Origin of the sequence: Enterobacter cloacae (assembly GCF_013375935.1) — a bacterium.
GTDB lineage: Bacteria > Pseudomonadota > Gammaproteobacteria > Enterobacterales > Enterobacteriaceae > Enterobacter > Enterobacter pasteurii.
Genome location: NZ_CP056117.1, coordinates 4,635,631 through 4,661,673, shown reverse-complemented (window position 1 = coordinate 4,661,673; position 26,043 = coordinate 4,635,631). Strand labels below are relative to the sequence as shown.

Sequence of the window (26,043 nt, the reverse complement as noted above, 5' to 3'; positions counted from 1 at the left end):
GCTAAATTCTGATTTTACGCCGACTCGCGCGCGATAAGCTGCCCGGAGAGGGTAATGCGCTGGGTTTGCAGCTCAGGTGCTTTTAGCTTGCGGATCATCAACCCCGCGGCCTGGCGGCCCGTCTCTTCACTGGCAGACGAAACGTAGGTAAACGACGGTGACGTGAGGTTCACGTGGAGCATATCTTCAAAACCAATCAGCGCCACCTGCTGCGTCAAGAAGACATCTTTCCCCACCGTACGCCCCACCTGGTGAATGCCGGTTATCGAGCCGATCATTGCATCAGGCGAGTGGCAGAGCAGGGCGGTAATCGTATTGTTCTTCTCCAGCAGCTGGCGAGTCACCAGTGCAGCCGCCCGCGTGTCGTCGGTGCAGGCCGGGGAGTAGTCGTCACGCCAGACCAGCCCGTTTTGCGTCATCGCGCTGCGAAAACCGAGCAGACGTTCCTCGCGGATGCGGCAGCCGTCGCGCCCCCCGATGTAGGCGATGTTGCGGTGCCCGCGCCCGATTAGGTAACGAGCGGCCAGGCTCGCCGCCTGGCGGTTATCGCGCATGACCAGGTTGCATTTCTCGTCCAGCAAAGACTGCGACACCGCGACAAGCGGAAGCGGGCACTGGCGAATGTGTTCCGGCAGCGCTGCGGTGCGGGTATCCGACGCCAGGTAGATAACACCCGCCACGCCCTGCTGCTTAAAAGAGAGCAGGGTCCGCTCAAGGTGTTCACCGTCGTTCAGCGGCTGACCGAGAAAAACCATATAGCCCTGCTTCTCCAGCTCCTGGACGATGCTCGCCATCACCTTGATGGAAAAGCTGTCGCTAAAGTCTCGCAGGATCAGGCCGATTACGTTGGAGGTGTTGGCGCGGAGGTTGGCAGCGGCGACGTTATGAACATAGCCCAGCGTATCGATGGCAGCATTGACCTTCCCGATCGTCGCTTCTGAGATTTTTCCTTTCTGGCGCAGCACCAGCGAGACGGTGGAGACCGACACGCCCGCATGCTTTGCAACATCAATAATGCTGACTTTCTTCAAAACCGCTCCCTGAAATGTACCGAATATCAGCCGGATAAGACGCGTCCCCCAGCGTACAGGAGACGCCTCCTTCAGGCATCTTATTATTTGCCAATCATCGTGGACATGGTCTGGGCGATAAACTGTGCTCTGGCACCGAAAATCACCTGTATGCCGTTGTCGCCGACGAATACCACGCCGCGCGCGCCAAGCCCGTTCAGACCACCCTTATCCACCGCCTCGCTCTTCGCCACTTCAAGACGCAGGCGGGTGATACAGGCGCCGACGGAGTCGATGTTCTGCGCGCCGCCAAGCAGTGTGATGATTTCGGTGGCAAGTTCGGAATCGGACTTGTCATTCACGTTAGCGGTCACTTCGGTACGACCCGGTGTTTTTACGTCGAAACGGCGGATCACAAAGCGGAACGTGAAGTAGTAGATCAGCGCCATCGGAATGCCGATGATGATGGCGTTCAGGAAGTTGGTCTGATAGCCGTTAAACGACGGCAGGATCCCGAACGACAGGTAGTCGATAAAGCCCGCCGAGAAGGATTTGGCGATATGCGCGTGCATCAGGTACATGGTCATGTACGCCAGGCCCGCCATGACGGCGTTGAAGATGTACAGGATCGGGGCCACGAAAATAAAGGTGAACTCTACCGGCTCGGTGATCCCCGTCAGGAAGCAGGTCAGCGCCGCCGAGAACAGAATACCGGCCGCGATTTTTTTGTTTTTAGTGTGCGCTTCGTGGTACATCGCCAGGCACGCCGCAGGGAGCGCAAACAGCATGAGCGGGAACTCACCCTGCATGAACTTACCGGCGTTCTGGTAGGTGTCGCTGCTGAACGATTTCACCCCCTCTTCAAGCATCTTGAACCAGATGGTCTGGTCGCCGTGGATCACCTGTCCCGCCTGAGTGGTGTAATCGCCAAACGAGTACCAGAAGGACGGATACCAGATATGATGCAGGCCGAGCGGGATCAGCGCGCGCTCCACGAATCCGAAGATAAAGGTCGAGGCCGCCTGGTTATCACCATTCACCACTACGGACAGGGCGTCTATCCCGGACTGAATATGCTGCCAGACGTACGGCAGCAGCAGGCCAAGCAGGAACGACAGAAACGCCGTCGCAATTGCCACAAAACGCTTGCCGGAGAAGAAGCCGAGAAACTCCGGCAGCTGCATGGTATGAAAGCGGTTATAGCACCCTGCGGCGAGAATACCGCAGATCAGCCCGCCAAAGACGCCCATCTGCAAGGTCGGTATCCCGACCACCATGGCGTATTTCCCGCCCTGAGCGGCCATTTCCGGCGTAATGCTCAGCACCGTGCTAATGGTGATGTTGGTGACAAACACCGAGACCGCCGCAGAGAGGGCAGCGATGCCCGATTCCGATGCCAGGCCCACGGCAGAGCCGATAGCAAAGAGCATCGGCAGGTTATCAAAAATAACCCCGCCAGCGTTCATCATTAGCGGCAGGTGGAACTTGTCGCCGAAGGCCAGCAGCAGGCCAGCGGCGGGAAGCAGTGAAATTGGCAGCATTAAGGCGCGACCAATCATCGATAGCTTAGACAACGATTTAACAAACCCTGATATCAGACTCATGCTGACTTCCCCCGAGTAGCGCTTTTTTAGCGCCGTTATTGCAAGTAGAACGTTTTAGTAGAACGTTCTACTTATCGTGGGGAAAGTCTGAAAATCGTGCAACTTAATTTTCACATTTCGCCAGAGGGAAAAGTGATTATTTGAAGTTGATCGATAATTAACCGTGATGAGTGTGGGGGGATATTTATCCCCTCTCCCTGTGGGAGAGGGTTAGGGTTAGGGCATTAGACGGCTCAGGCCGTAACCGTCACGCTCTGACCTTCAAAGCTTACGGTCTGGCCCGCGACAATTTTGCAGCGCTTGCGGGTTTCCACCACGCCGTCGACCTTCACCAGACCGTCGGCAATCACGATTTTCGCCTGCGCGCCGCTTTCGCTCCAGCCTTCCAGCTTCAGCAGATCGCACAGCTCAACGTGCGGGTGTTTACCTAAAGAAAAAGTTGCCATGATTACGCGTCCTCTACGTCGTGATACTCCTCGCACGCCTGCAAGGTATTCTGAATGAGTGTTGCTACCGTCATCGGGCCTACGCCGCCCGGGACCGGGGTAATGTAGGACGCGCGCGCGGCGGCATCTTCGTATACTACGTCGCCGACCACCTTGCCGTTTTCGAGACGGTTAATGCCCACGTCCACGACGATTGCGCCCTCTTTGATCCACTCGCCCGGAATAAAGCCCGGCTTGCCGACCGCGACGATCAGCAGATCGGCGTTTTCAACGTGGTGGCGCAGGTTTTTGGTGAAGCGGTGGGTGACGGTGGTGGTGCAGCCCGCCAGCAGCAGCTCCATGCTCATCGGACGACCCACGATGTTGGAGGCGCCAATCACCACGGCGTTCAGGCCGTAGGTGTCGATGTTATAGCGCTCCAGTAGCGTTACGATGCCGCGCGGCGTGCACGGACGCAGGCGCGGCGCGCGCTGGCACAGGCGGCCGACGTTATACGGGTGAAAACCGTCAACGTCTTTGTCTGGGGCGATGCGCTCCAGCACCTTCACATTGTCGATGCCCGCAGGCAGCGGCAGCTGAACCAGGATGCCGTCGATTGCTTTATCGGCATTCAGGGTGTCAATAAGTTCCAGCAGTTCCGCTTCGCTGGTGGTTTCCGGCAGATCGTAAGAGCGGGAGACGAAGCCCACCTCTTCACACGCTTTGCGCTTGCTGCCGACATAAATTTGCGAAGCCGGGTTGCTGCCAACCAGCACAACGGCCAGCCCGGGCGCGCGAAATCCGGCCGCTTTACGCGCCTTCACTTTTTCCGCGACCTCAGAGCGCACCTGCTGCGCAATCGTTTTACCGTCAATAATCGTTGCTGCCATCAGAGAGAAGATTCCGTCTGTAACGTTAGAAAGGGGGGATTGCCCGTATTTTGTCAGAAGCGAGGGCCGCTGTCAGTCACCCTTTGCCAGATTTCATCAACGAACCGCAAAATCCCTTCCTGGGGCATGGTCAATTTCTTAGCCGGGATTAGGATGTGACCTGGCTAAATGGCAGCGTTTTGACATATTACAAAATACATTCCTGAGCTACTTTGTTTCCTCCGAAATAAGCCTTCAATTTTTTAATTGAACGTATTTCTTATTCCCGATCGTTTACGGGAAGGGTTATTTACATTTTAAAGGAATAGACATGAAACTCAGCAACATTGCTTCTACTGTTATTGCAACTTTGGCCCTGGTCGCGGGTGCCGCTCACGCAGAAGATCCTGTTACCCCTGTCACCGTTAACGGTGGTACCGTGCATTTTAAAGGTGAATTAGTGAATGCCGCGTGTTCAGTAAATACTGACTCTTCCGAGCAGACGGTTAAGCTCGGCCAGTACCGTACCGCGAAATTCACCAAAGTCGGTGATACCTCTTCCAACGTTCCGTTCACCATCGAGCTGAACGACTGCGATCCTGCGGTAGCGAAAACCGCTGCTGTTGCGTTCACCGGTCAGATCGACGCAACCGACAAAACCCTGCTAGCGGTAAGCTCCGGTAACAACGACAACTCCGCGAAAGGCGTGGGCATTGAGATCCTCGACAGCAAATCCACCACGCTGACTCCAGACGGCTCCTCCTTCTCTGCGGCGCAGAGCCTGATCGAAGGAACCAACATCCTGAACTTCACCGCGCGCTATAAAGCTACGGCTGCGACCACCGCGCCAGGCCAGGCAAACGCGGACGCTACTTTCGTAATGAAATACGAGTAATGCCAGTTTACAGGGACGTGGCTGGCCTCAGGGAGGAGGTCTTTTAATCGCTGATACCGGGAGCGAAGGATGACAAGGACTGGGATACTGCTGTTTGCCCTTGCGATTGCCCCAGCGGTAAACGCACATACCGTTGTGATTGACGGCGGCAAAGTGCACCTCAGAGGAGAACTGGTCAACGGCGGCTGCGCCGTGGCTCCGGACAGCCAGAACATGCGCGTGGATATGGGGCAATACCGCACAAACTCATTTTCCGGCGTCGGCAGTTTTTCCACGGTTAACGTGCCCTTCACCGTAAGACTGCTGGATTGCAGCGTGGATGTCTCCCACACCGTGGGGATCCAGTTCCAGGGGGTGACGCCCGCAGAAGATCCGCAGGTTTTCCTGGCGACATCGCGGCCGGGAGAAAACGCGGTCAGCAGCGGGGTCGGGCTGGCGCTTTTTGACGACCAACAGCGGCAGATCATCCCGAACGCGACGGCGGTCAGCTGGTTACCCGTTAACGCCCCGGAGCTGGCATTTCATTTTAGCGCCCGCTACCGCGTAATTTCCGAACACCTTGTGCCAGGCAATATTCAGTCGAATGTCTGGTTTACGCTGATTTATCCCTGACGCCTGCGAACCCATTATTAAAGGTACGGTTGTGATGAACACCCTGATTAAACCTGGACTGTTTTTAACTTTTATTTTGATGACGATCTCTGCCAGCGCGAATGCGTCCGGCGGAATTGCGCTGGGCGCGACGCGCGTTATTTATCCGGCCGATGCAAAACAAACGTCGCTGGCGATCACCAACAGCAATAAAAAAGAGCGCTATTTAATTAACGCGTGGATTGAAAATGCGAACGGGCAAAAAGAAAAAACCTTTGCCGTCACGCCGCCGCTGTTTGTCAGCGAGCCGGACAGCGAAAACACGCTGCGCATTATTTACGCCGGCCCGGCGCTGCCCGCCGATCGCGAATCGCTCTTTTACATGAACGTCAAAGCGATTCCGTCCGTCAGCAAAAAAAATCAGGACGGCAACAACGTACTGCAGCTGGCCATTCTGTCACGCATCAAGCTGTTTGTTCGCCCGGCTAACCTGGCGATGCCGCCAGAAGAGGCGCTCTCGCAGCTGCGTTTTGAGCGCGCCGGCAACCACCTTAAGGTGAGCAATGCCTCGCCGTATTACGTCACGCTGGTCAATCTGAAGCTTGGCGGTAAGACGCTGGACAACCTGATGGTCGCGCCGAAAAGCTCGGCCCAGCAGGTGCTGCCGTCCGCGGCCAGCGGCACGCTCTCCTGGCAGAGCGTGAACGACTATGGCGCCATTACGCCGGCGCGTAGCGTCAGCCTGTGAGCAGAGACAGGGCGATGAACACTCAATGGCGTTACTGCCCGGTTGCACTGGCACTGATGGCAACGCTCTGGCCGCATGCCGGCTGGGGCGAGAGCTACTTTAACCCGGCGTTTCTCTCCGATGACGCGGCGAGCGTGGCGGATTTGTCGCGCTTTGAAAAGGGCCACCAGCAGGCTCCGGGCGTCTATCGCGTCGATATCTGGCGTAACGATGAGTTTATCGGCACCCAGGACGTGCGTTTTGAGCAAGCCGACAACACGCCGCCGGTCGCGGGCGGCCTGGCGCCCTGTATTACGCGCGCGATGCTCGACCGCTTTGGCGTCAATATCGCCGCCTTCCCGGAGCTGAGCAACGTGCAGGGCGACACCTGCGTTCCGCTTGCCACGGCTATTCCCGGCAGCGAAACGGCGTTCAACTTCGCGTCGCAGCGTTTGAACGTCAGCCTGCCGCAGGTGGCGATGCAAAACAGCGCCCGGGGCTACATCCCGCCCGAGCAGTGGGATGAAGGCATTCCTGCCGCGCTGGTAAACTACAGCTTTACCGGCAACCGCGGCAGCGACGACGACAGCTATTATCTGAACCTGCAAAGCGGGTTGAACTACGGTGCGTGGCGTTTACGCAACAACGGCGCGTGGCGCTACACCGAAAGTAACGGCCAGCGGCACAGCAGCTGGCAAAATATCGGCACCTGGGCGCAGCGTACGGTTATTCCGCTGAAAAGCGAGCTGGTGCTCGGCGACAGCAACACCGGTAACGACGTCTTCGACAGCGTCGGTTTTCGCGGCGGGCGACTCTACTCGTCCGACAGCATGTACCCGGACAGCCTTCAGGGCTACGCGCCTACCGTGCGCGGGATCGCCCGCACCCCCGCCAAGGTCGTCATCCGCCAGAACGGATACGTTATCTACCAGAGCTACGTGCAGCCGGGGGCTTTTGCCATTACCGATCTTAACCCGACCTCCTCAAGCGGTGACCTGGAGGTGACGGTAGAAGAGAAGGGCGGCAGCCAGCAGCGCTACACCGTCCCGTACTCCACCGTTCCGCTGCTCCAGCGTGAAGGACGCTGGAAGTACGATCTGGTGGCGGGGGACTATCGCAGCGGTAACAGCGAGCAGGACACCCCGTTCTTCGCTCAGGGGGCAATGATTGCGGGCCTTGCCGACGGCTACACGCTGTACGGCGGGACGCAGCTGGCCTCGCGGTATACGGCGATTGCCATTGGTGCCGGGAAAAACCTCGGTGACTGGGGCGCGGTCTCGCTCGATCTTACCCACGCCCGCAGCCAGCTGGCAGACGACAGCCGCCATGAAGGGCAGTCCCTGCGTTTCCTGTACGCCAAATCCCTTAACGGATTCGGCACCAACTTCCAGCTGCTGGGGTACCGCTACTCCACCAAAGGTTTTTATACCCTCGACGACGTGGCCTGGCGCTCTATGGAAGGCTATCAGTATGGTGACGATCGGGATGATGACGGCGTGCCGGACGTGCAGAGCTACCATAACCTGACGCTGAATAAAAAAGGACGTTTCCAGCTCAACATTTCTCAGTCGCTCGGGGATTACGGCTCGGTTTACGTGTCAGGCAGCCAGCAAAGCTACTGGGGCACCAGCGAGTCAAACGTCTGGTACCAGCTCGGCTATGCGGGCGGGGTGAAGGGGGTCAACTACTCCCTGTCGTGGTCGTGGAACAAGGCCGTCGGGATTGACGGAACCGACCGTATCGCCTCGTTCAATGTCTCGGTACCGTTCAGCCTGTTCACCCGTCACGGCTACCGCCGCGATAGCGCGATCGACCGGGCCTATGCCACCGCCTCCGCCAGCCGTAGCAGCGACGGCGATACCAGCTGGCAGACCGGCGTGAGCGGCACCCTGCTCGACGATCGTAACCTGAACTACAGCGTCACGCAGGGCCACACCAGCAACAACGGCGCAAGCGGCAGCGCCAGCGCCAGCTGGCAGGCAACGTACGGCACGCTGGGCGCGGGCTACAACTACTCCCGCGACCGTCACGATTTCAACTGGCAGCTTTCCGGCGGCGTGGTGGGGCACGCAGACGGCGTGACGTTCAGCCAGCCGCTGGGGGATACCAACGTGCTGATCAAAGCGCCGGGCGCCTCAGGGGTAAGCGTTGAAAACCAGACCGGGGTCAAAACGGACTGGCGTGGCTATGCGGTGATGCCGTACGCCACGGTGTACCGCTACAACCGCGTGGCGCTCGACACCAACACCATGAGCAACAATACCGACATTGAAAATAACGTCTCCAGCGTCGTGCCGACGAACGGGGCGCTGGTGCGCGCCAGCTTCGATACCCGCATCGGCGTGCGCGCGCTGCTCACCGTGAAGCGCGATAACCAGCCCGTGCCGTTTGGCGCCGTGGTGCGCGAGACGCAAAGCGGCGTAACCAGCATGGTGGGAGATGACGGGCAGATTTACCTGAGCGGGCTGCCGCTGGAAGGGGAACTGCTGATTCAGTGGGGAGACGGAAAGCAGTCCCAGTGCCGTGCGCCCTACAGCTTGCCGGAACAGAGCCTGCAACAGGCGATCACACTTAAGGGGATCCGCTGTGATTAAAATCCGTTATCTGGGGTTATCCCTTCTGGCGTTAATGCCCGTAGCTAGCGCCTTCGCCACCGTCTGCGTCAATGAAAAAGGCGTGCCAACCGAGGTGCATTACGACCTGACGGACAAATTCAATAGCTCCAATAACCAGGTGGGGCAGGTCGTCACGCTTAGCGAGAAATCCCAGTGGGTGGGCGTCAACGCCGTCTGCCCCAAGGGAACGTCAGGCAACACCACCAAGCGCAGCTACGTTACCGATTACCCGATCACCAGCACCAGCGACGGCTACCAGTATCTGAAGCTTAACGACTATCTTGACGGGGCCATGAAAATCACCGACAGCTACGCTGGCGTCTTTTACCCCCCAAAAAAATATATTCAGATGGGTGGCCACCCGAATGTTTCCAAAAACAGACCATTTGGCGTACAGGATTCCAGCCTCGTCTTCCGTCTGAAGGTAACCCGGCGCTTTATCAATATGGTGGTTATTCCGCATGCGACCATGTTCCGGGTCTACGTCACCACGACGGCCTCGGATCCGCTCACCACGCCGGTTTATACCATCAGCTACAGCGGCATCATTCAGGTGCCGCAGAGCTGTGAAATTAATGCCGGGAACGTGGTGGAGTTCGACTTTGGCGATATTGGCGCGTCCCTGTTCAGCAAGGCGGGCATCGGGAACAAGCCGGAGGGGGTCTCGGCGCAGAGCAAAACCATCGCCATCAAATGCACCAACGTTGAGGCGAACGCCATGCTCACGATGCACGTCGAAGCGGAGAAGGTGTCGGGCAGTACGCTGGTCTCCGATAACGCGGACGTGGGATTTGTGATAGCCAATGAAAATGGCGTACCGCTGACGCCAAACAACCTGACCAGCAAAATCCCGTTCCGCCTGGACGACAGCGCTCAGGCAAAGGTGGGGATCCGCGCGTGGCCCGTCAGCGTCACGGGTAAAAAACCGGCCGAGGGACGCTTCACCTCTCGCGGCTATTTGCGCGTCGATTACGACTAAGGAGCAGGTATGCGAAACGGGATGCGGTATATCTCTCTGGCGCTCCTGACGCTTTGCGCGCAGGCGCAGGCAGAGACGGCGCTTGGGGAAATTAACATTCAGCTCTACGGCAATATTGTGGATTTTACCTGCGTGGCGGAGGGGGACGACAGCAATAAAACCGTCACGCTCGGCACCTGGCCGACGAAACAGCTCAGCACCACGGGCAGCCGAACGCAGCCCGTGCCGTTCACCCTTAAGCTAACCGGCTGTCCGCCCGGGGCGGCGTCGGTAACGTTTACGGGTAAGGTTGACGGGCGCGACAGCAGCCTGCTCGCGTTAAATGATGCCAGCGCGGCCAGCAACGTTGCGGTGGAGATCCGTGACAGGGATAAGACGCGCCTCGCGATGCAGAAGGCCAGCCAGCCGGTAGCGATCGATGCGCAGGGAAATGCTGAGCTGTCGTTTTATGCCAATTATATCGCCACGGCAGATAACCCGCAGCCGGGCCGCGCCGACGCGGATGCAACCTTTATGATTAATTATAATTAATCACGTCAGCTCTCCCTGTAACGGTTATTCGCTGCAGGGAGAGGATCCGGTTAGAGTAATTCGTGCGCTTTCGCGTAATCAATTAATTCAACGATACTTTGCACGCCCAGCTTGGAATAGATATTAGACTTATGGGCACTAATTGTTTTGTTGCTAAGTAATAATTGATCTGCAATCTCCTTATTTGATAATCCGTTCGCCAGGTATCGCAGCACCGTCACCTCACGGTTCGATAATGGCATATCCGCAGCGGCACCTGTTCGGGAGCCCAGATGATTTATAAAGCTCAACGTTTCTGACGGGAAAAAAGAATAGCCCATCAGGATCATTTCCACCGCGTTATAAATTTCTCCCAAATCTTTTCGCTTGCTGACAAAACCGTTGGCCCCGGCGCGAATGGCGCGGCCGGCATAGAAGGCTTCCGATTTTGAAGAGAGGAAAAGCACTTTAATATCTTTGTTTAAGTTCCTGATTCTTTTGAGTAAAACGAACCCGTCCGTGCCTGTCATTTCAATATCAAGAATGACCAGGTCGATAGGGTGGTTACGTATACAGTCAAGCACTTCGTGGCTGTCGCCTGACTTCAGCTTTACCTGGATATTTTTATTTTTCTGTAGCAGGACTTCTATCGACATTCTGACGATAGGATGTTCGTCCATAATGATAACGGATGCCGGTTTCATTTTTTATGCCTCAGATTGTTAAAAGCGTTATGCTGAGTTTTGTAAAAACTCTCGAAAAGCCGGAAGGATAATTGCGCAGATCCTTCTACGGTAAATGTCCCGGTGAAGAGCGAAAGCATCCTTGTTTACGTAGTGTGATATCAATGCCTCAGCGCAGTTATCTCATAAGGCTGGTCAGGGCAAAATGATTTTTCTTATTCGTGTGTCAAACACGTCTTATTATACCGCTTAAGTATTGTCCGAAAAGCCTGTAAATTAATATCGCTGTATTGCTGATTATTATCTTCTGGATCTGAAACGCTAATTTTTTAAAATTAGCAAAATTATCCTGATATTGCATTTACCACACGCTTTCGTCTTTATGTAATAACAAAAAATAAACGATCTTCCTGTGTGTTGCAAAAATGTTAACAGAAATGGCGCTTTGATAGCCTCCTCCTCGGACGTTTAACACCCTTCAGTGCCGCCGTCCCGCGTGCTTTTTCTCCCTTTTTTAGATCCGATCCCAACTGGACGCCTGAGGAACCTCAACAGCAGGATCTGCTGTTCTCTGACCGTCACATGGGCTTCTTTTACAGCTGAATCGATTGTTTTTACACCATTATCATCCTGTTAACGCAAGCGCCAAATCCTTAACGCATGGATTAAAGCCCTGGCGTTTTTTATAAATGCAGCATTTTACATGGTTCAAACGGAGAAATTAGGAATAGTTATAAAATCGAAACCTATGTTAAAAATAACATAAATTTAACATATATCCTAAGTAAATTCCTAAAGCCCTTTAGGAATTATAGGGTTACTGAATACGTTAATACGTGAAATCTGATAAGTTGTTGAGAAGATGTAGCAACTCGTGCCGATGATTCAGCCCTAGTTTCGCCAGAATGCAGCTGAGACGGTAAATAATGCGGCTGTAGGGGCGGTTTTGTAACTGTGCGATCTGCCGCAGGGAATTTCCCCGCGACAGCGCCTGGAGGATGGGCCACTCCTCACGCGAAAACCACTCTTTTCGCTGGCCGGGAGGCGCAGGCGTTTCGAGAAGCACTTGCTGCATGGCGGGGGCCGTGAGCTGCCGTTCAAGCACGTGGAAAGGGCCGGCCGCTTTGCAAAACAGGCGTGTGTCGTAGTCGTCAGCGCGGATAAGCAGGTAGGGCGTCAGGTAGGGCGGGAACAGGCTGTGGCGTCTTAATCGGTCCAGCAGATCGATTAGCGGAGAGGCGCGGCTCTCTATGTCGACCACCAGACGTGAAGAAGGCCAGTGATTTAAATCGCTGAGGGCGGCTTCCAGCGTGGGATAGTCACAGCAGTTGCTGAGAGGCGACTGTCCGCTCAGAAAACCGGAACGGAAAAAATTATCCTGCGTGACCAGAATGATAAAGGGAGCATCGGTTTTGCGGGTCTGGTTGATTGACTGGCTCAAATATTCGAGACGATCAAAAAATGGGAGAGCAAAAGGCGAGTGCGTAAAACCCAGTGAATCACTTCCTGTCCGACGCCGCCGGTAACGGCGTACTGTCATTCGCATAGCTTCCCTCTTGGCGATGACCGTTCAGTCCTCCTGCCATCTCCAGGATGGCCAATAATATCCCTGACCGAAGCGCGCGCCAGCCTGAAGCGCGCACGCACGATCCTTTTCCGTTTCAATGCCTTCGATAAGGACATCCGCAGCGATTTTCGAACAAAGAGTGACCAACTCCGTCAGCGCCGGCGTTGTACGTAAACGCCAGAAAGCAATTTTATCGATTTTTATCCCGCTTAACGGTAGACGGCAGGGTAAAAATGCGCGACCCGACGCCTCGTCAATATCGTCCAGCCAGATCCGGTGCCCCCGCGCGGTCAGCTGCTCAAGCGCACAAACCACCCTCAGACGCGTCGTTTCTGAGAGCGAAAAGAACGTGGCTGGCTCTGTGAGCTCAATGTTCAGCGGCGGGCTGTTAAGTTCCAGTAAACGCTGGAACATTTCCGGGATGATCAGAACTGTTATCGGCAAATTTATGAAAAGGTTGTCACAGGGAAAGGGGTTTTTTAACGCGGCGATCTGCGCTTCCAGCAGCATAAGCGCGCGGGCTGCGGACCAGTTGCGGAAAAATCCTTCACTTTGCTGATGCCCTGACAGCACGCTGAGCACTTCGGCCCCCACGGTGCGTGAAGAGGAGAGGGCGACAATGGGTTCAAGCTTGATGCTGGTAATGTCGCGTGAGATGTGCTGCACGCACGAGGGGAAACATGTCTGATTTGGCGCCGTCACTCCGTCGTCCTGTTTTATTCCGGCCTCCTGGCGGCCGGGATACCGCAGGACAGTGTGAAGGCGAAGCAAACAGGAAAACAGCAGGCGTTACTTAAAAGCGGCTAAGCCTTTTCGCAGCAGGAGAAAGGGGGGTAAATGTTGAAAAAACAGCCGTATTTACAATCAGCTAGTTATTATCGGCAGAGAAGACGGAAAAGGCATTGACTCACTACGCATTGACCGTATAATTCCAGGCGTTTCATCACCGCGAAGTACACGCTTCTCCGTGCGCCCTTAGCTCAGTTGGATAGAGCAACGGCCTTCTAAGCCGTAGGTCGTAGGTTCGAATCCTACAGGGCGTGCCATTAAATTTCATAGCATTTCGCCTGCTTTACTTCCTCCTCATTTCTCTTAAGTGACATATTTGGGACGCCCTACCCGAAAATAGAGTTACCGCGCATTTTTGACAGCACAATTGTCTGTTATAACAGTATTTTCCTTAGGCTATGGCAATTCTGCCGTTCCTCTACCATGCTCATACTACCTCGCTCTGAATAGCGGGGCTTTTCGTAATTGCTGCTTAATCTCAAGGAAAAATGTTATGAAAAAAACGACTGCTGTTTTGCTGGGAACCGCGTTTCTGTTCACCACTAACGCTTTTGCCGCTGAACTGATGACAAAAAATGACTTCGAGAAAGTAGAATCACAGTATGAAAAAATTGGCACGGTGAATACGTCTAATGAAGTCTCGGTTGATGACGCGAAAAAAGAGCTGATCGAGAAAGCCGATAAAGAAGGCGCAGACGTGCTGGTGCTGACTTCCGGTAACACGAACAACAAAATTCACGGCACCGCAGATATTTACAAGAAGAAATAATAACTTAGCAATCACCCCGCGCGCGGGGTGGTTGCGCGTCACGTTTACCCGTCTCCCCGGCCCCTCTCAACGCTTAAACTTTTTTCTCATCCATAAATGCGCAGCGACGCTTGATAACGCATAGATAATACGTATAGTTCTCATTTGCATTTCATCTATTAAATTCTAAGGCCCGACGACGGGCCATTTTTGCGCGCACTTTAAGAGCTCACTATGAACAACACCACAATGCACAAAACGCTGCTGGCGCTTGCCGTTGGCGCGGTGACACACTCCGCTTTCGCGGCGGAGGAGAAAAAAGAGGAGACCATTGTTGTTCAGTCGTCTCCGGCCAGTGACTTTACGCCCGGCGGCGACCAGCTGGTACCCGCCTTCCTCGACGGTCAGGTGGCCAACGGCGGCCGCATGGGGATGCTCGGTCAGCAGAACGCCATGGACGTGCCGTTCAGCATCATCAGCTACACCTCGAAGCTGGTGGAAGATCAGCAGGCAAAAACCATTGCCGACGTGGTCGCTAACGACGCGGGCGTGCAGTTCGTTCAGGGGTACGGCAACAGCGCCGAAACCTTCCGCATTCGCGGCCTGAAGTTTGACGGCGATGACATGACCTTTGGCGGCCTGTCCGGCGTGCTGCCGCGTCAGGTGGTGGATGCCCAGATGGTCGACCGCATCGAGATCTTCAAAGGGGCAAACTCCCTGATGAACGGCGCGGCAAGCTCCGGCGTGGGCGGAATGATTAACCTTGAGCCAAAACACGCGGGCGACGTCCCGCAGGCGAAAGTGGGCGTGGACTACACCTCGGATTCCCAGATTGGCACCACGCTGGATGCGGGCCGCCGCTTTGGCGATAACGACCAGTTTGGCGCGCGGGTGAACCTTGTGCATCGTGAAGGCGAAACCGGCGTGCCGAACGACCGCCGCCGCACCACGCTGCTTTCTACCGGTCTGGATTACAACGCCGACCGTTTCCGCACCTCCATGGATCTGGGCTATCAGAAAAAAACCTTCCACGGCAGCCCGACCAGCGTCAACATCTCGGCGGTGGACTTCGTGCCTGAACCACCGAAGAACGATCGCAACTTCTCGCAGAAGTGGGCCTACAGCGATATCGAAAACGAGTTCGGGATGTGGCGCAGCGAGTACGACATCACCGATAGCTGGACGGCCTATACCGGCCTCGGCGCGCAGCACGCGCACGAAGAAGGGATCTACAGCGCGCCGAAGCTGATGGATAAAAGCGGAAATGCGACGGTCAGCCGTCTTGATACCAACCGTATCAGCGATTCCGTCAGCGGCATGGCGGGCATTCGCGGTAACTTCACTACCGGCTTCGTATCGCACAAGGTTAACGTCGGGTACTCCGCGATGACCAAAAACGAAAAAATCGCCTGGAAAATGTCGGCGACGGCGGATAACCCGACCACCAACATTTACCACAACACCGGCGTCGCGATGCCGGACAGCTCTAACTTCAACGGCTCAGGCGGCAAATACAGCGATCCGCTGACCAGCGGGCGCACCCGCACGCAGGGCTGGCTGTTGAGCGATACCCTGGGCGTGCTGGACGACAAACTGCTGTTTACCGCAGGCGCACGCCATCAGAAAGTGGTGATTCGCGGGTACAACAAAATTACCGGTGCGGAAAACGACGCGGACGGTTTTGACGGCAGCCGCTGGATGCCAACCTATGGCGTGGTTTATAAACCGTGGGAGGAAATCTCGCTCTACGCCAACCATACCGAAGCGTTACAGCCCGGTGAAACCGCGCCTCGCTCAGCGAACAACTACGGCCAGAGCACCGGTATCGTTCACTCTAAGCAGAATGAAGTGGGCGTAAAGGCGGACTTTGGCCGCGTGGGCGGCTCCCTGGCGCTGTTTGAGATCAAAATGCCGTCGGCGATCCTCGACGACAGCGGCCACTACGGCCTGGACGCTGAACAGCGTAACCGTGGCGTGGAGCTGAACGTCTTCGGCGAGCCAACGCTCGGGATGCGTCTGAACGCCAGCGCCACCTGGCTTCAGGCCGAGCTGACCAAAACCAAAAACGGCGTGAACCAGGGCAACGACGCGATCGGTATCCCGAACTTCTATGCCGTGCTGGGCGCAGAGTACGACATCAGGCCGATTGAGGGCCTGACCGCTACCGCGCGCGTTAACCACTCCGGCGCGCAGTATGCCGACCTCGCGAACACCAAAAAGCTGGACAGCTACACCACGCTGGATCTGGGCATGCGCTATCGCTTCGCGGTGAACCACAATGAAAACCAGATGACGGTGCGCGCGGGCATCGACAACGTGACTAACGAAAACTACTGGTCAAGCGTGGACGATTCCGGCACCTACATCACTCAGGGCGAACCGCGTACCTTTAAGGTCTCGGTGGGCTACGAGTTCTAAGCGTTCCACCTCGTTATCCGGGGCAGGGATGCCCCCATCCTTCCGTATCGTGTTATAAAATTGTAATAAAAGCTTCTTACACTGTTCGCCAACTCCTTACCTCTTGGCCAATGACAGGAAGCCGCTATGGGCAGACCCCTCAAATCCGTATTTAAAAAAGAACATCAAGACGATATCGCTAACCGCAGCGCTAACCCGGTATTCTCCGAGGTGGCGGAGGTGTTCCTCTCCCGCCGCCGTTTTCTCCAGATGGGCGCCGTTGCGGGTGCCGCCGTTTCATTCCCCTTTCTGATCAAACCCGAAAATGCCGTTGCCGCGGTTTCAAAACCGTCCGCGCTGGCAAAAGCGGTTTCCCTTGGGTTCACCAGTATCGCTGTCTCAACGGAAGACACGGTCAGAGTGCCGGAAGGCTATATTGCCCGCCCGTTCTATCGCTGGGGTGACCCGACGGGGATCAAAAACAGCATGCCGGCGTTTAGGCCGGACGCCAGCAACACCACGGACGAGCAGGCCGTGCAGGCGGGCATGCACCACGACGGCATGGCGTGGTTTAGCCTGCCGCAGGGGGAGCAAAACCCGGATCATGGCCTGCTGGCGATGAACCATGAATACATCGACAACGGGATGCTGTTTACGGACGGTACGGCGAACTGGAGCCTCGACAAGGCCCGCAAGGGGCAGAACGCGATGGGCGTGTCGGTGGTGGAGGTGAAAAAAGCGGGCAGCGGCTGGGAGGTGGTTCGTCCGTCTTCGTTCGCGCGCCGTATTACCGTCAATACGCCAATGCAGCTCACCGGCCCGGCGCGGCATCAGGACCTAATGAAAACCGCCGCCGACCCGCAGGGGGAGCGCGTGCTGGGCACCATGCAAAACTGCGCCAACGGCCACACGCCGTGGGGCACCTATCTCACCTGCGAGGAGAACTGGTCGGACATTTTTGTGAAAAAAGCCGACCTCAACCCGCTGGAAAAACGCTACGGCATCAGCGACACCGATGAATCGTACCGCTGGAACGAGGTGGACGACCGCTTCAGCGTCGATAAAACCCCTAACGAGCCCAACCGTTTCGGCTGGGTGGTAGAGATTGATCCCTACGACCCAACCTCCACGCCGCGCAAGCACACCGCGCTCGGTCGCTTCAAGCATGAGGGCGCTGCCGTCACGCTCGCCGCCGATAACCGCGTGGTGGTCTACATGGGGGACGATCAGAAGTTTGAGTACATCTATAAATTCGTCTCGGACAAAAAATACGATCCCGCGAACCGTGAAGCCAATATGAACCTGCTGACGTCCGGCACGCTGTACGTTGCCCGGTTCAACGAGGAGGGGAGCGGCGACTGGCTGCCGCTGATCTTCGGGCAAAATGGGCTGGATAAAAGCAACGGTTTCGAAAGCCAGGGCGATCTGCTGATCAAAACCCGCCTCGCGGCCGACGTGGTGGGGGCGACGAAAATGGATCGCCCCGAGTGGATAGCGGTCGATCCGCACGCCAGCGGCAGCGTCTACTGTACGCTCACCAACAACAGCGATCGCGGGAAGGAGGGCAAGGCGCCGGTCGATGCCGCCAACCCACGCGCCAACAACGTGTTTGGTCATATTATGCACTGGCACGAAGAGGGAGCAGACCCTGCCGCTGCCCGCTTTAAGTGGGATATTCTTGTGATGGCCGGGCGCACCGACGGCGACGATCCTAAGTCTAAAGGCTCCATGCTGGGCGCGGCGTTCGGCAGCCCGGATGGGCTGTCCTTCGATCACCAGGGCGTCCTGTGGATCCAGACCGACGTCTCCTCCAGCACCATCAATAAGAAAGCGTACGAGGGGATGGGCAATAACCAGATGGTGGCAACCATTCCGGGCACCAATGAGTATCGCCGCTTCCTGACCGGCCCGCGCGGGTGCGAAATCACCGGCATTGCGTTTACGCCGGACAACCGCACGCTGTTTATTAATATTCAGCATCCGGGGGAGGGCGGGGATGATATTACCGATCCGGCCAATCCGCGCGCCGTCTCTAACTGGCCTGACGCCAGCCCGAACGGCCGACCGCGATCGTCAACGGTGGTGATTACCAAAGCGGACGGCGGGATCATCGGGTCGTGACGTTTATCCGCCGGGCGCAGGCGGTGGCCCGGCGTTAAGCTTGCTACCACCAGCATGAAGTGTTAAAACGTGCCCCTTCTAAAAAAGAGACAGGGGTAGGGCGTGAAAGACGCGTCATCCGCTTCAGGCCGTGGTAGCGCTGAAGCCTCGTCGGATCAGAATCCGACGCTGCAACGTGGTTTGCAAAATCGACATATTCAGTTAATTGCCCTTGGCGGCGCGATCGGTACCGGGCTGTTTCTCGGTATCGGCCCCGCCATTCAGATGGCCGGTCCGGCGGTTCTGCTGGGTTATGCTATCGCGGGAATTATCGCCTTCCTGATCATGCGCCAGCTCGGCGAGATGGTCGTCGAAGAGCCGGTGTCAGGCTCCTTCGCACACTTTGCCTATAAATACTGGGGCCCGTTCGCAGGCTTCCTTTCCGGCTGGAACTACTGGGTAATGTTTGTGCTGGTGGGAATGGCCGAGCTGACCGCCGCAGGCATCTATATGCAGTACTGGCTGCCGGACGTGCCGACGTGGATTTGGGCCGCGGCCTTCTTCATCATTATTAACGCCGTTAACCTCGTAAACGTGCGCCTGTACGGCGAAACCGAGTTCTGGTTCGCGCTGATCAAGGTGCTGGCGATTATCGGCATGATCGGCTTCGGCCTGTGGCTGCTGTTCTCCGGCCACGGCGGCGAGCGGGCGACCATCGACAACCTGTGGCAGCACGGCGGCTTCCTGGCGACCGGCTGGAAGGGGCTGATCCTCTCGCTGGCGGTGATCATGTTCTCCTTCGGCGGGCTGGAGCTGATTGGCATCACCGCGGCCGAAGCGCGCGACCCGCACAAAAGCATACCTAAAGCGGTCAACCAGGTGGTTTACCGTATTCTGCTGTTCTATATCGGCTCGCTGGTCGTTCTGCTGGCGCTTTATCCGTGGGTGGAGGTGAAATCCGACAGCAGCCCGTTCGTGATGATTTTCCACGATCTGAACAGCAACGTGGTGGCGTCGGCGCTGAACTTCGTTATCCTGGTGGCGTCACTGTCGGTGTATAACAGCGGGGTGTACTCCAACAGCCGCATGCTGTTTGGCCTTTCGGTGCAGGGGAATGCGCCGAAATTCCTCACCCGCGTCAGCCGTCGCGGCGTGCCGGTCAATTCGCTGTTCCTTTCCGGCGCTATCACCTCGCTGGTGGTGCTGATCAACTACCTGCTGCCGAAACAGGCCTTTGGTCTGCTGATGGCGCTGGTTGTCGCCACGCTGCTGCTGAACTGGATCATGATCTGCCTGGCGCACCTGCGCTTTCGCGCCGCCATGCGCCGCAAGGGCCGCGTGACGCAGTTTAAAGCACTGCTCTATCCGGCGGGGAACTATATCTGTATCGCGTTCCTGGCGCTGATTCTGGTGCTGATGTGCACCATGGATGAGATGCGCCTTTCAGCGATGCTGCTGCCGGTGTGGGTAGCGTTCCTGTTTGTCGCGTTTAAGCTCTCTCGAAGGTAAAAGCAAAACGGCAACCTGGTTGCCGTTTTTAATGTTTGCCCCCTCTCCCTGTGGGAGAGGGTCGGGGTGAGGGCACCAGACCGCACCCCGGCCGCACCCGTTTAAGCCCGGCGGCACTGCGCCTGCCGGGCCCTTAATGTACCGCTCCACCTTTATCGTGACCCCCCTCCCAAATCTTCGACGATCCGCAGGATCTTTATTTTGTAATCGATTACTTTTTACGTGAACCGTTTTGTAATCGATTACTTTTTGAGGGTGGGGCTCATCATGGTGTCAACTGAAAGGGGTGAAAAGGCGATAACGCAACACCGGCTGCTGGTGCCGCGTCTCTCGCTGATGATGTTTCTGCAATTCTTCATCTGGGGTAGCTGGTCGGTCACGCTCGGCCTGGTAATGACCCGGCACAACATGTCGTTGCTGATTGGCGATGCGTTCTCCGCCGGGCCAATCGCCTCCATTCTTTCGCCGTTCGTGCTCGGGATGCTGGTGGACCGCTTCTTCGCCTCGCAGAAGGTCATGGCGGTGATGCACCTGGCGGGCGCGGCAATCCTGTGGTTCGTGCCGGGAGCGCTGATTGCCGAAAACGGCGCCCTGCTGATTGGCCTGCTGTTTGGCTACACGCTCTGCTACATGCCGACGCTGGCGCTGACCAACAATATCGCCTTTCACAGCCTGGCGAACGTGGATAAAACCTTCCCGGTGGTGCGCGTATTCGGCACCATCGGCTGGATCGTGGCGGGCATTTTTATCGGCGTCACCGGCGTGGCGTCCAGCGTCACCATCTTCCAGGTGGCGGCGGCAAGCTCCGTGCTGCTGGCTCTCTACAGCCTGACGCTGCCGCACACGCCGGCTCCGGCGAAAGGCCTGCCGGTCAGGGTGCGGGATCTCTTCTGCGCGGATGCCTTCGCGCTGCTCAAAACCCGCCACTTTTTCGTCTTCTCCGTCTGCGCGATGCTTATCTCCGTCCCGCTGGGAACCTACTACGCCTACACCGCCTCGTATCTGGCGGATGCCGGCATTGCCGACGTTAGCACCGCCATGTCCTTCGGGCAGATGTCCGAAATCTTCTTTATGCTGGTTATCCCGCTGCTGTTCCGCCGCCTGGGCGTGAAGGTGATGCTGCTGATCGGCATGCTGGCGTGGTTCGTGCGTTATGCCATGTTCGCGCTGGGCGTCAGCGAGGAGGGGCGCATCCTGCTCTATCTCGGCATTCTGCTGCACGGCGTCTGCTACGATTTCTTCTTTGTCGTCGGCTTTATCTATACCGACCGGGTCGCCGGTGAAAAGGTAAAAGGTCAGGCCCAGAGCATGATCGTAATGTTTACCTACGGCATCGGCATGCTGCTCGGCTCGCAGATTTCCGGCGCGCTCTATAACCGCCTGGTGGCCGGGCAGGCCGTGCCGCAGGCGTGGGTGACATTCTGGTGGATCCCGGCGGTGGCTGCCGCGGCGATCGCGCTGATTTTCCTTCTCACGTTTAGGTATGACGATGACAAGGCGTAACGTTCTGGAGGTGGTATGAAAACGATTAAGGGACCGGGTATTTTTCTGTCGCAGTTTATTGGTGAGAAGGCGCCGTTCAACACGCTCGACGGGCTGGCCGGATGGGCCGCGGCGAAGGGCTACAGGGCGGTGCAGATCCCCTGCAATCATCCGCACATTTTTGATGTCGAGAAAGCCGCAGAGAGCCAGGCCTACTGCGACGAAGTTACCGCCAGGCTGGCCGCTCACGGGCTGGTCATCAGCGAGCTGTCGACCCATCTGGAAGGGCAGCTCGTGGCGGTGAACCCGGTTTACAGCGACGCGTTTGACCACTTCGCCCCCGCGTCCGTGCGCGGTGACGATGCGGCGCGCCGGGCGTGGGCAACGGAAAAGCTGATGCAGGCGGCGGTGGCGTCCGCCCGGCTAGGCCTGAAGGCCCATGCCACCTTCTCCGGCTCGCTGGCGTGGCCGTTTTTCTACCCCTGGCCGCCGCATAACGAGCAGCGTTTTCAGGAAGCGTTTCAGGAACTGGCTAACCGCTGGCGGCCGATTCTGGACACCTTCGACGAGCAGGGCGTTGACGTCTGCTTTGAGCTGCATCCGGGGAAGATCTGCACGACGGCGTGACCTTCGAGCGTTTTCTTGCCCTGGTGGATAACCATCCGCGCTGCAACATCCTCTACGATCCGAGCCATATGCTGCTGCAGCAGATGGATTATCTGACCTTCATCGACATCTACCATAAGCGTATTAAAGCGTTTCACGTTAAGGACGCCGAGTTTCGCCCCAGCGGGCGCAGCGGCGCTTACGGCGGCTATCAGCCGTGGATCGGACGCGCCGGGCGCTTCCGGTCGCTCGGCGACGGGCAGATCGACTTTCGGGGCATCTTCAGCAAGCTGACCCAGTACGACTACGACGGCTGGGCGGTGCTGGAGTGGGAGTGCTGCCTGAAGGATGGCGATACCGGCGCGAGGGAGGGCAGCGAGTTTATCCGCCGCCACATCATTCCCGTTTCCGGACGCGCGTTTGATGATTTTGCCGCAGGGGGCAACGATGATTAACGTCGGCATTATCGGCAGCGGGTTTATCGGCCCGGCGCATATCGAGGCGCTCAGGCGCCTCGGGTTTGTGCAGGTGGTGGCGCTCTGCGACGGATCGTTTGCCCGGGCGCAGGAGAAAGCGCGCCAGCTTAACGTGCCGCACGCCTGCGGCAGCGTGGAGGAGCTGCTCGCGTACCCCGATCTGCACGTGGTGCACAACTGCACGCCGAACCACCTGCACGCGGAGATCAACCGCAAGATCCTGCGCGCGGGCAAGCACGTATTTTCCGAAAAACCGCTGTGCATGACCCCGGAAGAGGCGCGCGAGCTGGTGGCCCTGGCGGAGCAGGCGGGCGTGGTGCACGGCGTGAGCTTCGTCTATCGCCAGTTTGCGATGGTGCGCCAGGCGGCGAGCATGATGCGCGCGGGCAGCGTCGGGCGGCTGTTTGCCTCGCACGGCAGCTATTTGCAGGACTGGATGCTGCTGGAAACCGACTACAACTGGCGGGTGGATGCTGCCCTCGGCGGCGCATCGCGGGCGGTGGCGGACATCGGCTCCCACTGGTGCGATACGGTGCAGTTCGTGACCGGCAGGCGTATTACAGAGGTAATGGCCGACTTATCCATCGTCTGGCCGACGCGTAAGGCCAGCGTGGGGGGAAACCAGACCTTCTCCCACGGCGAGCGGGCGGAGTATGAAGACAAACCGGTTACCACCGAAGATTTTGGTTCGGTGCTGTTCCGCTTTGACGACGGCAGCAAGGGCAGCTTTAGCGTCTCGCAGGTGAGCGCCGGGCGCAAAAACCGCCTGACGTTTGAGGTAAACGGCAGCGAGCGGTCCGTCGCGTGGGATCAGGAAATCCCTCAGCGGCTGTGGATCGGCCATCGCGCGCAGGCCAACCAGGCGCTGAGCGACGATCCGGGGCTGATGAACCGCGATGTGGCCGACAGCGCCCACTTCCCCGGCGGGCACATTGAAGGCTGGCCGGATGCCTTCAAAAATATGATGGCGCAGTTCTACCGGGCGGTACAGGCGGGCGCGATGCCGGAGGCGCCGCTGTTCGCAACCTTCCATGACGGCGCAAACGTGATGTATATCATTGATGCCATTGTGAAAAGCCATCAGCAGCAGCGCTGGGTGCGCGTTGAACAATGACGCGTTGCCCGGTTCGCCGGGCAACAAATTTATGATAGCCTGCACAAAACGCTAACCGCAGGATGTATCGTCGCTATGTCAATTCAGAAAATCGCTCAGCTGGCCGGGGTATCCGTGGCGACGGTCTCCCGCGTGCTGAATAACAGCGATACGGTGAAGGCGAAAAACCGCGAGCGCGTTATGCAGGCGATCAGGGAGAGTAACTACCAGCCCAATCTGCTGGCGCGTCAGCTGCGCACCGCCCGCAGCTATATGATCCTGGTGATGGTCTCGAACATTGCCAACCCGTTCTGCGCCGAGGTGGTTAAGGGGATCGAAGCCGAGGCGGAGAAGAACGGCTACCGGATCCTGCTCTGCAACTCCGGCTCGGATATTGAGCGCTCCCGCTCGGGCCTGAGCCTGCTGTCCGGCAAAATCGTCGACGGCATTATCACCATGGACGCCTTCTCGAAGCTGCCTGAACTGGCGGCCCTCATCGGCAGCGCGCCGTGGGTGCAGTGCGCGGAATACGCGGATGCGGGGGCAGTTTCCTGCGTGGGGATTAACGACGTCGATGCCTCCCAGCACGTCGTGAGCCAGCTTGCCGACGGCGGGCGCAAACGTATCGCCCTGATCAACCACGACCTCAGCTATAAGTATGCGCGCCTGCGCGAGCGCGGCTATAAAAGCGTCATTCACCTGCGGGATCTCGACTATCAGGCGGTGGAGTACGCCAGCGAGCTCAGCTCCGGCGCGGGCATGGCGGCAATGCAAAATCTGCTGAAGGAAAATCCGCCGGATGCGGTATTTGCCGTTTCCGATACGCTGGCGGCGGGCGCGCTGCGCGCCATTCAGCAGGCAGGGCTGCGGGTGCCGGAGGATATCGCGGTTGTTGGTTTTGACGGCACCGAGCTGGCGGAGATGATTTCACTCACCACCATCGAGCAGCCCTCGCGGGATATCGGGCGCAAGGCGGTCGATCTGCTCTTGAATAAGATCGACAACCCGGATGCGCCCACGGAAAGGGTGATGATGGGCTGGCGCTTTATTTCCCGCGCCAGCGCCTGATTATTTAGCGATAACGCCCGCCAGGGAGCGAATATCGTTCCCGGTTGGTGACTGGTGAATGCGCAGGCCAAATTCATCCACCACCGCGAATATATGGTCGAAAATATCGGCCTGAATATCTTCATATTCCGCCCAGATGACCGTGTTGGTGAAGGCATATATTTCAATCGGCAGGCCGTTGGCATCCGGCGCCAGCTGGCGCACCATCAGCGTCATATCTTTGCGAATGCGCGGATGGTTACGCAGATATTCGTTCAGGTAGGCGCGGAAGGTGCCGATATTGGTCATCTTGCGCAGGTTTAATACCGATTCCCCTTCGCCGTTCTGCTGATTCCACAGGTTAATTTCCTCATGGCGCGCGGCCAGATAGGGCTTCAGCAGCTTCGCCTGAATCAGCTTCTGCTGCTCCTGCTCGTCGAGGAAGTGAATGCTGGTGGTGTCGATATTCAGGCTGCGCTTGATGCGGCGGCCGCCGGAGGCGGACATGCCGCTCCAGTTGATGAACGCGTCGGAGACCAGCGCCCACGTCGGGATGGTGGTGATGGTGTTATCGAAGTTGCGCACCTTCACGGTGGTCAGGCCGATGTCCGTCACCGTGCCGTTGGCGCCGTATTTCGGCATCTCCAGCCAGTCGCCGAGCTTGAGCATGTCGTTGGCGGAGAGCTGGATCCCGGCAACCAGACCGAGAATCGGATCCTTAAAGACCAGCATCAGAACGGCTGCCATGGCGCCCAGGCCGCTTATCAGAATGGCGGGAGACTGGCCGATCAGCAGGGAGATAATTAAGATCCCCACCAGAATGGCGCTCACCAGCTTGATGCCCTGGAATATCCCCTTCAGCGGCAGCTGTGACGCGGTGGCCATTTTCTGCGACAGGTTAAAGATCACGTCCAGCAGCGAGAAGAAGGAGAGCAGGGCATATACCATCACCCACAGCTTCGCGCAGGTGGTGAGCATTTCCGCCGCTTCGCTGCCTTTTTGCAGCCACAGAACCGCCTGAACGTTGACGATTATCCCCTGAAGGGTAAACGCCAGACGGTGAAATAGCTTGTTCTGGGTAATGATCTGCAGCCATAAATGGCTGCTGGCCCGCGCGCGTTTCTCGAAGGCGCGGAGCACCACTTTGTGCAGAATAAAATGAACGATAAGGGCAGTAAGAAAAATAATACCAAAGATAATCACTAAAGAGGTGGTGTGATTAATTTCAATCCCTAACTCTTCAACCTGAGCAATTAATTCCTGCATAACGTCTCCTGTATTGATGCAGCCCCATAATGGCGGCTGCGGATCTATTATGCAA

The 26,043-nt window shown here is 57.3% G+C and carries 21 protein-coding genes, 1 tRNA gene and 1 pseudogene; 15 read left to right on the top strand and 8 right to left on the bottom strand.

The window, feature by feature from the left end:
- Positions 1-14 precede the first annotated feature (14 nt).
- The 4 genes from malI to folD form a co-directional block, all read right to left on the bottom strand.
- Positions 15-1,031 carry a Mal regulon transcriptional regulator MalI gene (gene malI / locus HWQ14_RS21920; RefSeq protein WP_176611000.1) on the bottom strand — a complete coding sequence of 339 codons (1,017 nt, stop codon included), beginning with the start codon at positions 1,029-1,031 and terminating at the stop codon, positions 15-17.
- 83 nt (positions 1,032-1,114) lie between these two features.
- On the bottom strand, positions 1,115-2,614 hold the full coding sequence (locus HWQ14_RS21915; protein WP_176610999.1) for a PTS transporter subunit EIIC: 1,500 nt from the start codon (positions 2,612-2,614) through the stop codon (positions 1,115-1,117).
- A gap of 233 nt (positions 2,615-2,847) precedes the next feature.
- Positions 2,848-3,060, bottom strand: a complete 213-nt coding sequence (ybcJ, locus tag HWQ14_RS21910; protein ID WP_023334767.1) for a ribosome-associated protein YbcJ — start codon at positions 3,058-3,060, stop codon at positions 2,848-2,850.
- 2 nt (positions 3,061-3,062) lie between these two features.
- Positions 3,063-3,929, bottom strand: a complete 867-nt coding sequence (gene folD / locus HWQ14_RS21905) for a bifunctional methylenetetrahydrofolate dehydrogenase/methenyltetrahydrofolate cyclohydrolase FolD (RefSeq protein ID WP_148419386.1) — start codon at positions 3,927-3,929, stop codon at positions 3,063-3,065.
- 310 nt (positions 3,930-4,239) lie between these two features.
- Here folD and fimA point away from each other — a divergent pair, with 310 nt between their 5' ends.
- From fimA to sfmF, 6 genes are all read left to right on the top strand, one after another.
- Positions 4,240-4,803, top strand: coding sequence for a type 1 fimbrial major subunit FimA (gene fimA / locus HWQ14_RS21900; RefSeq protein WP_148419385.1), 564 nt, complete (start codon positions 4,240-4,242; stop codon positions 4,801-4,803).
- 69 nt (positions 4,804-4,872) lie between these two features.
- On the top strand, positions 4,873-5,415 hold the full coding sequence (fimI, locus tag HWQ14_RS21895; protein ID WP_176610998.1) for a type 1 fimbrial protein subunit FimI: 543 nt from the start codon (positions 4,873-4,875) through the stop codon (positions 5,413-5,415).
- A gap of 34 nt (positions 5,416-5,449) precedes the next feature.
- A complete protein-coding gene (gene fimC / locus HWQ14_RS21890; RefSeq protein WP_176610997.1) occupies positions 5,450-6,142 on the top strand; it encodes a type 1 fimbria chaperone FimC in 693 nt (230 codons plus the stop codon).
- Between the two features lie 14 nt (positions 6,143-6,156).
- Positions 6,157-8,715, top strand: coding sequence for a fimbrial biogenesis usher protein (locus HWQ14_RS21885; protein WP_176610996.1), 2,559 nt, complete (start codon positions 6,157-6,159; stop codon positions 8,713-8,715).
- Complete coding sequence (gene fimH, locus HWQ14_RS21880) at positions 8,708-9,715, top strand: type 1 fimbria D-mannose specific adhesin FimH (protein WP_176610995.1); 1,008 nt, start codon at positions 8,708-8,710, stop codon at positions 9,713-9,715. The genes HWQ14_RS21885 and fimH overlap by 8 nt, the downstream gene beginning before the upstream one ends.
- Positions 9,716-9,724: 9 nt before the next feature.
- Positions 9,725-10,246: a fimbria assembly protein gene (gene sfmF, locus HWQ14_RS21875; protein WP_176610994.1), complete on the top strand. Its 522-nt coding sequence runs from the start codon at positions 9,725-9,727 to the stop codon at positions 10,244-10,246.
- Between the two features lie 50 nt (positions 10,247-10,296).
- Here the strand turns inward: sfmF and fimZ are convergent, their stop codons facing one another.
- The 3 genes from fimZ to HWQ14_RS21860 form a co-directional block, all read right to left on the bottom strand.
- A complete protein-coding gene (gene fimZ, locus HWQ14_RS21870; RefSeq protein ID WP_148419380.1) occupies positions 10,297-10,929 on the bottom strand; it encodes a fimbria biosynthesis transcriptional regulator FimZ in 633 nt (210 codons plus the stop codon).
- 808 nt (positions 10,930-11,737) lie between these two features.
- Positions 11,738-12,454: a helix-turn-helix transcriptional regulator gene (locus tag HWQ14_RS21865; protein ID WP_148419379.1), complete on the bottom strand. Its 717-nt coding sequence runs from the start codon at positions 12,452-12,454 to the stop codon at positions 11,738-11,740.
- Positions 12,455-12,478: 24 nt separating this feature from the next.
- Positions 12,479-13,141: an EAL domain-containing protein gene (locus HWQ14_RS21860; RefSeq protein ID WP_176610993.1), complete on the bottom strand. Its 663-nt coding sequence runs from the start codon at positions 13,139-13,141 to the stop codon at positions 12,479-12,481.
- A gap of 303 nt (positions 13,142-13,444) precedes the next feature.
- Between HWQ14_RS21860 and HWQ14_RS21855 the strand changes: the two genes are divergently transcribed.
- From HWQ14_RS21855 to HWQ14_RS21815, 9 genes and pseudogenes are all read left to right on the top strand, one after another.
- Positions 13,445-13,521: transfer RNA gene (locus tag HWQ14_RS21855), tRNA-Arg, on the top strand.
- 236 nt (positions 13,522-13,757) lie between these two features.
- Positions 13,758-14,033 (top strand): DUF1471 family periplasmic protein YahO, encoded by a 276-nt coding sequence (gene yahO, locus HWQ14_RS21850; protein WP_148419378.1) that lies wholly within the window; start codon positions 13,758-13,760, stop codon positions 14,031-14,033.
- 213 nt (positions 14,034-14,246) lie between these two features.
- Entirely contained in the window at positions 14,247-16,430 is a 2,184-nt protein-coding gene (locus HWQ14_RS21845) for a TonB-dependent receptor (RefSeq protein ID WP_176610992.1), read from the top strand.
- 126 nt (positions 16,431-16,556) lie between these two features.
- Positions 16,557-18,530, top strand: a complete 1,974-nt coding sequence (locus tag HWQ14_RS21840) for a PhoX family protein (protein WP_176610991.1) — start codon at positions 16,557-16,559, stop codon at positions 18,528-18,530.
- 102 nt (positions 18,531-18,632) lie between these two features.
- Positions 18,633-20,018, top strand: coding sequence for a phenylalanine transporter (gene pheP, locus HWQ14_RS21835; protein WP_176610990.1), 1,386 nt, complete (start codon positions 18,633-18,635; stop codon positions 20,016-20,018).
- 267 nt (positions 20,019-20,285) lie between these two features.
- Positions 20,286-21,521, top strand: coding sequence for an MFS transporter (locus tag HWQ14_RS21830; RefSeq protein WP_176610989.1), 1,236 nt, complete (start codon positions 20,286-20,288; stop codon positions 21,519-21,521).
- A 15-nt stretch (positions 21,522-21,536) separates the two neighbouring features.
- Positions 21,537-22,561: pseudogene (locus HWQ14_RS21825) on the top strand (sugar phosphate isomerase/epimerase family protein).
- The gene (locus tag HWQ14_RS21820) at positions 22,554-23,696 is read left to right on the top strand and encodes a Gfo/Idh/MocA family protein (RefSeq protein ID WP_176610988.1); all 1,143 of its coding nucleotides are present in this window, start codon (positions 22,554-22,556) and stop codon (positions 23,694-23,696) included. Before HWQ14_RS21825 ends, HWQ14_RS21820 begins: the two are co-directional and overlap by 8 nt.
- 75 nt (positions 23,697-23,771) lie before the next feature.
- Positions 23,772-24,743, top strand: a complete 972-nt coding sequence (locus HWQ14_RS21815) for a LacI family DNA-binding transcriptional regulator (RefSeq protein WP_176610987.1) — start codon at positions 23,772-23,774, stop codon at positions 24,741-24,743.
- On the opposite strand, the gene HWQ14_RS21810 is transcribed toward HWQ14_RS21815, so the two are convergent.
- The gene (locus HWQ14_RS21810; protein ID WP_148419370.1) at positions 24,744-25,988 is read right to left on the bottom strand and encodes a mechanosensitive ion channel family protein; all 1,245 of its coding nucleotides are present in this window, start codon (positions 25,986-25,988) and stop codon (positions 24,744-24,746) included.
- Positions 25,989-26,043: the final 55 nt, after the last annotated feature.